This window comes from Roseateles sp. GW821-FHT09G09 (genome assembly GCF_059415965.1).
Genome location: NZ_JBWKOG010000012.1, coordinates 150,857 through 161,095 on the forward strand (window position 1 = coordinate 150,857; position 10,239 = coordinate 161,095).

Annotated in this window: 10 protein-coding genes; 8 read left to right on the plus strand and 2 right to left on the minus strand. The window is 70.5% G+C overall.

Annotated elements, in window-relative coordinates; all coding sequences use genetic code 11:
* The first annotated feature begins 1,151 nt into the window (after positions 1-1,151).
* From AC07O8_RS25550 to AC07O8_RS25565, 4 genes are all read left to right on the plus strand, one after another.
* The gene (locus tag AC07O8_RS25550; RefSeq protein ID WP_495050750.1) at positions 1,152-2,504 is read left to right on the plus strand and encodes a PQQ-dependent sugar dehydrogenase; all 1,353 of its coding nucleotides are present in this window, start codon (positions 1,152-1,154) and stop codon (positions 2,502-2,504) included.
* A 117-nt stretch (positions 2,505-2,621) separates the two neighbouring features.
* Positions 2,622-3,203: a hypothetical protein gene (locus AC07O8_RS25555; RefSeq protein WP_495050739.1), complete on the plus strand. Its 582-nt coding sequence runs from the start codon at positions 2,622-2,624 to the stop codon at positions 3,201-3,203.
* A gap of 115 nt (positions 3,204-3,318) precedes the next feature.
* A complete protein-coding gene (locus AC07O8_RS25560) occupies positions 3,319-3,642 on the plus strand; it encodes a helix-turn-helix domain-containing protein (protein ID WP_495050740.1) in 324 nt (107 codons plus the stop codon).
* Complete coding sequence (locus AC07O8_RS25565) at positions 3,639-5,090, plus strand: type II toxin-antitoxin system HipA family toxin (RefSeq protein ID WP_495050741.1); 1,452 nt, start codon at positions 3,639-3,641, stop codon at positions 5,088-5,090. The genes AC07O8_RS25560 and AC07O8_RS25565 overlap by 4 nt, the downstream gene beginning before the upstream one ends.
* Here the strand turns inward: AC07O8_RS25565 and AC07O8_RS25570 are convergent.
* Complete coding sequence (locus AC07O8_RS25570; RefSeq protein ID WP_495050742.1) at positions 5,047-5,610, minus strand: hemerythrin domain-containing protein; 564 nt, start codon at positions 5,608-5,610, stop codon at positions 5,047-5,049. The genes AC07O8_RS25565 and AC07O8_RS25570 overlap by 44 nt on opposite strands.
* A complete protein-coding gene (locus tag AC07O8_RS25575; protein WP_495050743.1) occupies positions 5,607-5,852 on the minus strand; it encodes a hypothetical protein in 246 nt (81 codons plus the stop codon). The genes AC07O8_RS25570 and AC07O8_RS25575 overlap by 4 nt, the downstream gene beginning before the upstream one ends.
* A 294-nt stretch (positions 5,853-6,146) precedes the next feature.
* Between AC07O8_RS25575 and AC07O8_RS25580 the strand changes: the two genes are divergently transcribed.
* The 4 genes from AC07O8_RS25580 (at position 6,147) to otsB (ending at position 10,058) form a co-directional block, all read left to right on the plus strand.
* Positions 6,147-6,359 carry a hypothetical protein gene (locus AC07O8_RS25580; protein WP_495050744.1) on the plus strand — a complete coding sequence of 71 codons (213 nt, stop codon included), beginning with the start codon at positions 6,147-6,149 and terminating at the stop codon, positions 6,357-6,359.
* A 110-nt stretch (positions 6,360-6,469) separates the two neighbouring features.
* The gene (locus AC07O8_RS25585) at positions 6,470-6,976 is read left to right on the plus strand and encodes a hypothetical protein (protein ID WP_495050745.1); all 507 of its coding nucleotides are present in this window, start codon (positions 6,470-6,472) and stop codon (positions 6,974-6,976) included.
* The gene (locus tag AC07O8_RS25590) at positions 6,973-9,261 is read left to right on the plus strand and encodes an alpha,alpha-trehalose-phosphate synthase (UDP-forming) (RefSeq protein WP_495050746.1); all 2,289 of its coding nucleotides are present in this window, start codon (positions 6,973-6,975) and stop codon (positions 9,259-9,261) included. The genes AC07O8_RS25585 and AC07O8_RS25590 overlap by 4 nt, the downstream gene beginning before the upstream one ends.
* Positions 9,258-10,058: a trehalose-phosphatase gene (gene otsB, locus AC07O8_RS25595; protein WP_495050747.1), complete on the plus strand. Its 801-nt coding sequence runs from the start codon at positions 9,258-9,260 to the stop codon at positions 10,056-10,058. Before AC07O8_RS25590 ends, otsB begins: the two co-directional genes overlap by 4 nt.
* The last annotated feature ends 181 nt before the right edge of the window (positions 10,059-10,239 follow it).

Sequence of the window (10,239 nt, forward strand, 5' to 3'; positions counted from 1 at the left end):
CAGGGCCATGAACGAGCTGATCCAGAAGGACCGGTTGACGCGTCAGGCAGGCATCGATACCGACTGCGCCAACGTGTATTCCCCGAACCTGAGGCAACGGACCGAGGCCCGTCAGAGGCATGCGGCCAGCATGGTCGCCCAGTTTCCGACGCTGAATGCCGCGCTTGACGGCACGTCCGAACGCTTCATCTGCAGGGCGGATGGCACACGGGCTTACCGCTTCAGGCCGATGCCGACGCGCTCGGCCGCGCAGGGTGAGGACACCGGGCCCCAACATGCCGTGCTCGCCTCGGTCCTGCATCGGAAGCTGGTGGAGCAGGTCGGCCTCGACCTCCGCTTCCCTTGCGCGACCACCGCCAGCCTCCAAGGCATCCCGGGCGTCCTGGAGGATGTCATCGACCTGCCGACGCCTGAGCCCTCGGAGGGTGTTTTCCCGGCGGCGGAACTTCAGCGTGCCGTGCTGGCGCAATGGGTCCTGGGCCGTCCGAGGTCGACCTGGTCCGACGTGGGCGTCGACGCGGAGGGTCGGCTGCGCCCGCGGCATCTGCCGCAGCAGGCCCTTTCGCCGTCCGACATCGCGAACGAAGGACACCAGGGTGTGTCGCCGATGATCAACACCCCGGAACCGATCCTGGAGCTGCACAGTCCCATCGATGCCCAGCTGGCTGCGAGCCTGTTGCACGTGGATATCGACGCGCTCGCGAAGTCGATGGGCATGGCGCGGGACGTCATCGACATACCCACTTCAACGGTTTGCGGGCGGAGCAGCTGCCAAAGACACTGGTCGCCTCCCACAACGACGCCGTCGACCACCTGCTCGCCCCACTGCGCGCGTTGCAGCGCGCCTTGCGCAGCGCCGTGGACGCCCGCGTGCCCCTGCCGTTGGCCATGGTCCTGGCCGACGCCGCGGAGGCGTTGTCGCACCCCGGCGAACCGTGAGCGCGGGAGGTCGCCACGGCGCCGGGCATCCCGCTTGCTGATCCGTCGGCTGCCGCCGCCCCGCCCGGGGCGGCTCCTCGACGGAGAAGCCGATGAACAACAACACGCCCGCGTCCTTGACGTCGTCCCTGTCCTCCCTGCCCTCCCGCGCCGCCCGCCTGTCCCCGCGCGCGCGGCGGACCACCCGCGCGGTCGCCGTCGCCGCCGCGCTGATGGCCCTGGCCGGCGGCGCGCGCGTGGTGATGGCGCTCGAAGCGCAACCCGCGACCCCGCCCGGCTACGGCCCCAACCCCGCCCTGCCCGAGCCGCAGAAGGCGCTCGTGCCGACGATCAACGTCGCCAAGGCGGTCGGCTGGCCCGCCGGCGCCAAGCCGCAGGCCGCGGCCGGCCTGGCGGTGGCGCGCTTCGCCGACAAGCTCGACCACCCGCGCTGGCTGTACGTGCTGCCCAACGGCGACGTGCTGATCGCCGAGACCAACGCCCCGGTGCGTCCCGACGACGGCAAGGGCCCGAAGGCCTGGATCACCAAGCAGTTCCAGAAGAAGGCCGGCGCCACGCCCAAGAGCGCCAATCGCATCACCCTGCTGCGCGACACCGACGGCGACGGCGTCGCGGACCAGCGCTTCGCGTTCGCGGAGGGTCTGAACTCGCCGTTCGGCATGGCCCTGGTCGGCAACAGCTTCTACGTGGCCAACACCGACGCGATCGTGCGTTTCCCCTACGCCACGGGTCAGACCAAGCTTGCCGGCACGCCGACGAAGGTGGCCGACCTGCCGGGCGGCACGATCAACCACCACTGGACCAAGAGCCTCATCGCCAACGCCGACGGCACCAAGCTCTACGCGGGCATCGGCTCCAACAGCAACGTCGCCGAGAACGGCATCGAGAACGAACAGCGCCGCGCCGCGATCCTGGAGATCGACCTGCAGAGCGGCTCGACGCGCGTGTTCGCCTCCGGCCTGCGCAATCCGGTCGGCCTCGCGTGGGAGCCCACCAGCAAGGCGCTGTGGGTCGCGGTCAACGAGCGCGACGAGCTCGGCGACGACCTGGTGCCGGACTACATCACCTCGGTGCAGGACGGCGGCTTCTACGGCTGGCCGTACAGCTGGTACGGCAAGCACGTCGACGAACGCGTCAAGCCGCAGCGCCCCGAACTCGTGGAGAAGGCGCTGGTGCCCGACTTCGCCGTGGGCGCGCACACGGCCTCGCTGGGGCTGGCCGCTTCGGACGGCAACAAGCTGACGCAGGACTTCGCGCACGGCATGTTCATCGGCCAGCACGGCTCGTGGAATCGCAAGGTGCCGGCGGGCTACAAGGTCGTGTTCGTGCCCTTCGTCGGCGCCAAGCCCAGCGGCCTGCCGATCGACGTGGTGACGGGCTTCCTCGACGCCCAGGGCCAGGCGATGGGCCGCCCGGTCGGCGTCGCGCTGGACCGGCAGGGCGCGCTGCTGGTGGCCGACGACGTTGGCAACGTGATCTGGCGCGTCACCGCGACCGGCGGCGCGGGGCCGCAGGCCGCGTTCCCCGCGGCGGCCGGCGCGGCGAGCACCCCGGCCTCGCGCTGATCACCGGGACTCGTCCGGCCCAGGCCGGCGAACCCGGGGCTGTCGTCTCCGGACACAGTCGACCTCGCCCCGCGACAACCCGTCCGGGTTGGCGGCAGGCGAGGAGACTTGTCTTCGATGGCACCGGCCCTTTCCCCCGTCCTGCGTCCCGACGGTTCCTTTCTGACGACCCCGACCGCGACACCGATGCCGATGTCGCTTCCCGCCCGCGCGCCTCTGGACGCGGGCCAGCAGCGCTTCGTCGATCGGGTGGTCTCCCGTTGGAACACCGTCCGGGAGACCGTTCGAGACCGATGGGTCACCGGCAAGCCGGCCCCCTTCCGTTCCAAGGCGGTCGACTTCTCGGACGTCGATGCGCGTCATCGGCGCTGGGTCCGTCAGGGCCGTCCTGCGTACGGTGAAGCGGCCGACGGCTTTCAGCGTCGGGCGCAGCGCTTCCTCCTCGACAACGACCAGGAGCGCCGCACGTCCAAGCTCGAACGGGACCGAAATCGCACGAGCGCCCTCCTGGAGGAATTGCGCGAAGCGCGTCGGGCGCGCTTGCGGCGACGCCTGTCGCTCTCGACAGCCTCCCGACACGGCAGTCTGGCCACGTGGCTGACGGCGTGCTTCTCTTGCCTCGATCGACGAAGGGCCAGACGCCAGGCCGAGGCAGCGATCCGCCGTCGCTACACGCACGCTGAGCCGAACCGCACCTGAGCCAAGATAGGCAATATAGTTCCATATTCAATGAATATGGCACTTTATTTCCATTTTCCTTGACCAGCGGGCCGCAATAAAGTACCTTTTCAGCAGGAATTGGAACTTTATTGCCATGCTCACACTCCCAGAGATCTCCGGCCTGCTGCGCGAGGAAGCCCGTCGCAACGGGCTGACGCAAGCCCGCTTGGCGGACAGCGCGGGCATCTCGGCCCGTACGCTCACCCATGTGCTCAGCGGTCAGGAAGATTTCCGGGTCTCCACCTTGATGGCGGTCGCCCATCAGTTGGGTCTGGAAGTGGTGCTGGTGCCCAAGGACGCCGCCCGGGCGGTCGCCGCCGGTGACGCCATCGGCCCGCCGGTGCGTTCCGTGGTCACCGACGCCCTGGAAGCGCTGCACGCGGGGCGCGACGCGCCCGCGACACGGGGACGCTCATGAACGTGAAAGTCCTGGCCATCCATCTGGGCGCCTTGCGACTGGGCGTGCTGTTCCAGTACGCCCTGAGCGACGACACGGTCATCAACCGCTTCGTCGCGGACGAGGACCTCCTGACGCGTGCGGGTCCCGCCGCGCCGACGCTGTCGCTGTCCATGCGGGCGGCCACGACCGAGGCGCAGGGCGAGCTGTGGCGCAACATCCGCTCGGCCAGCTTCAACGGCCGCCGGTCCCCGACGGCCGGCTGGCTGCTGCCGGCCTTCTTCCAGAACCTGCTGCCCGAAGGCGTGTTCCGCCACCACGTGGCGGAACTCCGCGACTGCGCGCCCGACGACCACTTCGAGATGCTCGCCGCCTGCGGCAAGGACCTGCCGGGCAATGTCTTCGCGCTCCCGGTCGAGCTGAGCCGCGAGGAGCTGGCGCGCTACGTCACGCAGGGCCAGGACGCGCTGGAAATGTCGGTCACGGCGGAGCCGCTCGAGGATGGCGTGTCGCTGTCGGGCGTGCAGCCCAAGCTCGGCGTCATCCGTGACGGCGAGCGCTATGTCGGCCGGACCAAGGACCACGACACCCACATCATCGCCAAGCTGCCGGTGGTGGGCCAGCCGCTGCTGCCCGAGGTCGAGGACCTGAGCCTGCGCCTGGCGCGCGCGGCGGGCGTGGACACCTGCGAGGCCGCGCTGGAGCCGCTCGAACGGCTCGGTCTTCAGCACGGCTACGACCTGGGCGACGCGACGGCGCGGACGAACTTCCTGGCCGTGACGCGCTTCGACCGGTCGCCGGCGGGCCGCATCCATGTCGAGGACTTCGCGCAGATCCTCGGCTGCGCCCCGGAAGACAAGTACGGCCGCGGACCGGACGGCCTGCGGATCAGCTACCTCGACATCGCGGCGGTGCTGCTGGCCGAGCCGTCGATGGGCGAGCCGGCGGTGCACGAGCTGCTGCGGCGCATCGTCGTCAACGAGATGATCGGCAACGCCGACATGCATTTGAAGAACATCGGCGTGCGCTACCTCGACGGCATCACCCCGACGCTCTCGCCGGCCTACGACCTGGTGGCCTATGCCGTGTACCACCGCCTGCGCGGGCACGCCCTCCACATCCTGCCGCCGAAGTTCCTTCCCCGGCGGGCGGCCGCCCCGGACGGCGAAGAGGCCCCGCTCCTGCGGCAGTCGATGTCGCCCGCGCTGCTGCAAGCCTTCTGCGACCGGCTGAGGATTCCGGTCAAGCCGGCGGAAGCGGCGATCGCGCGTTGCGTGAAGGCGGCCTTCGCCACGTGGCCCGCGATGATCGAGGCGTCGACCTTGACCGCTCAGCAGAAGACGAGGCTGCTGGCGCAGTTCACGGCGCATCCGCTGGTGGTGTCGCTCGCGAAGCGTGCCGAGCGCGCCGCCGCTCGCGCGACGCTCACGCGTCCTGCTGCCGCTCGTACTCCGCGCTCTCCTGGCTGAGTTCGTCGCGCCACTGGCGGTCGAGCTCGTCGCGGCGACGGCGCAGCGCGCTGGAGAGCGCGCGCCAATCGACCGACGATGCATGCGTCAGGCGCGGCAGGATGCCCTGCTCCACGTCCTGCGCGTGGTGGCCGACATAGCGGCCCAGCACGCCGACCAAGGGCGCGAACTGCGCGTCGTCCGCGCGCATGCGGCGCAGCTGCGACATCAGGATGCGCACCACCAGGTGCTCGATCTCCGCCTCGTTGATCAGCCGGCGTTCGACCGCGCCGATCTCCGGACACTTGCGCACCGCCGGGTAGAACAGCTCTTCCTCCAGCGTCGCATGCACGGTCAGCAGCGCGCAGGTGCGGCGCACCAGCGCCTCGCAGGATTCGTGGTCCCCCATCGCCCAGAGCCGGTCGAACTGGTGGAAGGCGTGCTGGGCGCGCTGGTGGTCGTCGACCAGCAGCGCCACGACCTCGTCGCGCGCCATCAGGTCCGCGCGGAACTCGGTCTGCGGCAGGACGTGCGACCTCATGCGGGTACTCCTTGCGGAACGCCCTCGTCCAGGCGCTGACGCGCCGGCGCGGCGTGATCGTCGTGATAACGCTTCGGGCCGTCGGGATGCACGCCCGGATCGTCCGGATGCTCGTGCGGCGCCTGGTCCGGCCCCGGCGCCGGCGGCTCGGCGGGACGCTCCTTGTCCGAGCGTCGCGGCTCGGGCTCAGGCGCTTGCGCCATCACGGCCAGACGGAACGTCTCGAATGCCTTGTCGTTCATGAAGCGGGCCTCCTGAAAGATCGAACGAGATCGCGCGTGCTGAAGGCGGATGACCCGAGGCGTCCCGAGCCGTCCGCACTTGACCCGTTTCTGGCAAATCCGGTGCCGCCCCTGCCTCCCGGTCGGTCGACCCCGCCGGCCCCTGGGGACGCCCGAGGCGCGCCCTTGCAGCGCTTGCCGACAGAACTCCCGGTCCCGCGCCCGCGGGCTCGCCGGGCCGGCAAGCTTGGCCGCAGGGGCCCGATGCCCTCGGGCGCGCCGCTTGCAAGGGCCCGCGCAACCACGAGGACGACCATGCATCAGTTCCCCCTGCCCTTCGAAGCCCACACGGTGCCGCCGAGCCCGCCCCATCCGAACGAGGTCCCCTTCGTTCCGCCGCCGCCGCACGGCCCCGCGCCGGAGCCGGGCGACGACCCGCCGGGCGTCATCGATCCGCCGATTCCCGGCGAGAACCCGGTGCCCGTGCGCGAGCCGCCCTACATGCCGCCGCCGACGGCCGTGAACTGAGCCTTCCGCCGGACCCGCCCCAGGCGGGCGCCTGTCGACCCGTGCCGGCTTTGGACGGCACGACGATTGCCATCTTCAGGGGCTTGTTTCCCTCTGTACAGGAGTCGCCTTTGAATGCATTGCTGCTCCCGGCGCTGCGCCGGGCATGCGCCGACGGCGTGTTGGCCAGCCTGTTCTCAGGATTGGCGCTGTTGCGCGGCAGCCGGTCCGACCATGCCCATCTGGTCGGTCGTTCCGAGTACCGCGTCGGCCGCCCGCCGCTCAAGACCTCCGCCGCCGACATCGCGCTGCACGCCGCCACCGGCATGGTGTGGGGCGCGCTCTACGACCGGCTGCGCGCGCTGCGCCGCCGGCCCACGCGCGGCAACGCGGTCACCGACGCGCTGCTGCTCACGGCGGTCGCCGTCGGCATCGACCGCGTCGTCACGCCGAGCGTGCTGACGCCCGGCGCCGACAAGCGCGCCACCGCCTCGGGCACGCGCCGGCCGTCCGTCGCCAGACTGCTGCTCGTCTACGGCGCCTTCGCGGCCGGGCTGGCGCTGGGCGGCATGCATGCGCTGAAGCGGGATCGGGCCGACGAGGACGAGGACGAGGAATACGGCGAGGACGAGGCATGAAGTCGCTGCATCTCCAGATCCGCTTCCTGGTCCCGCTGCTGATCACCCTGACGCTCGCCGCACTGCTGGCGCTGCCGCTGCTGGACCGCATGACGCTGCGCTGGTTCTCGCGCGACCTGAGCCTGCGCGGCGCCATGGTCGCCAAGACGCTCTCCGTGGCGATCAGCGACATCGACCCGAGCGCCCAGCGCGAGCGCCTGCGCAACCTGCTCGAACGCGGCGTGCTCGACGAGCGCCTCGTGGGCATCGCGCTGTGCTCGCCCGACGGCACGCAGGTCATGAGCACCAAGGGCTTCCCGGGCTCGCTCAGCTGCAAGGAGGCCGAAGCCAGCGCCGCGCTGAAGGATCCGCGCCTGGAGCTGACCAGCGGGGCGGTCCACATCGGCGTGTTCCCGGTCAACCCGCAGCAGCCCGACGCCGAACGGCTGGTGCTGCTGCACGACCTGAGCCTGCCCGACCGCCGCAGCCTGGACACGCGGCGCTACATGATCATCTTCATCACGGTGCTGGGCCTGGCGATCGCCGGCATCACCATGATCGTGGCGCAGCTGAGCTGGCGCGGCTGGGTCTCCGGCATGCGCGCCATCCTGCGCGGCGAGGGCCTGGTGCGACCGCTGCTCAACACCGGCGGCTTCCGCGGCGGACCGGAGACCGCGCCGCCCGAGCTGCAGCCGCTGGAGGTCGAGATCCGCCAGCACATCCGCGAGCTCGAGGACAACCTCTACCGCGAACACGGCCCGCTCACGCCCTGGGATCCCGACCGCCTGCGCGGCCTGCTGCGCACGCAGCTGCGCGGCGACCAGGTGATCGTGGTCTCCAACCGCGAGCCCTACATCCACCAGCGCGGCCCGGACGGCATCACGGTCAGCCGCCCCGCCAGCGGTCTGGTCACCGCCGTCGAGCCGGTGATGCGCGCCTGCTCCGGCACCTGGATCGCGCACGGCAGCGGCAGCGCGGACCGCGACGTCGTCGACGCGCACGACCGCGTCGCCGTGCCGCCGGACACGCAGGACTACCTGCTGCGCCGCGTCTGGCTGAGCGAAGAGGAAGAACGCGGCTACTACCAGGGCTTCGCCAACGAAGGCCTCTGGCCGCTGTGCCACGTGGCGCACGTGCGGCCGGTGTTCCGCGAGTCGGACTGGGCGCAATACAAGGCCGTGAACCAGCGCTTCGCCGACGCGGTCGTCGCCGAGGCCCGCGGCGACGATCCGGTGGTGCTGGTGCAGGACTACCACTTCGCGCTGCTGCCCGCGATGGTGCGCGAGAAGCTGCCCAAGGCGACCATCATCACCTTCTGGCACATCCCCTGGCCCAACCCCGAATCCTTCGGCATCTGCCCATGGCGCCGCGAGCTGCTGCAGGGCATCCTGGGCAGCACCATCCTGGGCTTCCACACCCGTTTCCACTGCAAGAACTTCACCGAGACCGTGGACCGCTACCTGGAGGCGCGCATCGAGCACGAGCACTCCACCATCAGCTACCAGGGCGAGCCGACGCTGGTGCAGAGCTACCCGATCTCGATCGCCTGGCCCACCGACGAGGAGCGTGCCGCCTGGGACTCGCCGGCCGACGCGCGGGCGGCGGTCTTCCAGCGGCTGAACCTGGCGCCGGACACGGTGCTGGCCGTCGGCGTGGACCGCTTCGACTACACCAAGGGCATCCTGGAGCGGCTCCACGCCGTCGAACGGCTGCTGGAGAAGCATCCGGAGTGGCAGGGGCGGTTCGTCCTCGTGCAGGTCGCCGCGCCCACGCGCAGCGCGCTGGAGGAGTACCGCGAGTTCCAGGACCGCATCCACCGCGTCACCGAGCGCATCAACCTGCGCTTCGGCGGCGCCGGCTACAAGCCGGTGCTGCTGCTGGCCGAGCACCACGACCATGCGGCGCTGATGACGCTCTACCGCGCCGCGCACATGTGCGTGGTGACCAGCCTGCACGACGGCATGAACCTCGTCTGCAAGGAGTTCATCGCCGCGCGCGACGACGACCAGGGCGTGCTCATCCTCAGCCGCTTCGCCGGCGCGGCGCGCGAGCTGCCGGAGGCGCTGGTGATCAACCCCTACCACGTGGAAGAGACCACCGACGCCCTGCACCGCGCGGCGCTCATGCCGCCGCAGGAACAGCGCGAACGCATGGCCAGCCTGCGCATGACGGTGCGGGAATTCAACGTCTACCGCTGGGCCGGCCGCATGCTCACCGATGCCGGTCAATGGCGGCTGCGCGAGCGCATCACGCGGCGCGTGCAGCGGCGTTCACGCGAAGCCGGAGAGGAGGCGCTGACGCCATGATGCCGGTGCGATATCTGCTCGACGCGGAGGGCCGCGCCGCGGTCGCCCGCCTCATGACACGCCGCCCCCTGCTGGGCTTCGACTTCGACGGCACGCTCGCGCCCATCGTCATGCATCCCGACGAGGCGCGACTGCCCGAGCCCACGGCCAGGCTGCTGGAACGTCTGGCCGCGCGGCTGCCGATCGCGGTCGTCAGTGGCCGGCAGGTACTGGACGTGCGCCACCGGCTGGGATTCAAGCCCACGCACATCGTCGGCAACCACGGCGCGGAGGACGAGTTCGACGGACCCGATCCGCACGTGGTGATGACACTCGGCGGGTTCCGGGAACGGATGCTGCGCATGGAGCCGGCGCTCAACCAGGCCGGTGCGACCATCGAGGACAAGGGCGCCTCGATCGCGATCCATTACCGGATGGCGCCGAATCCTGCGTCTGCCCGCGAAGCGATCGCCGAGCTCATCGCCGACTTGCCGCCGGGTGTCATCACCGAGCCGGGCAAGCGCGTCGTCAACGTGCTTGTCGAAGGCGCGCCGGACAAGGGCGACGCGATGACACGTCTCACGGCGCGTTATGGCGCCGATGCGGGCTTCTACGTCGGCGACGACACCAACGACGAGCCGGCTTTCCAACGCGCCGGTGCCGACTGGGTGACGGTGCGCGTCGGTCCGAGGCTCGATCACAGCCATGCGAGGTACTACCTCAACGAGCAGGCGGAGATCGACGCCGTGCTCCGTCTCATGCTGGAACACCTCGGTGATTCGGGGGAGGGGCGACCGGGTCCCCTTTTCGGAACTTAGGGAGGGAATTCGCTTGCCGGGAGGCAAGCGAAGGAGGGAGATGGAGAAAAGGGGACCCGGTCGGCCCGAGCCGCGCACTGCCCCGGCCACTGGCCCTCACCCCCGCCCTTGTATGTAGCAAAGTACGCCCAGGCCGCCACAGGCCGACCAGCCCAGGGTAGGCGCTTCGGCGCCATGCCGA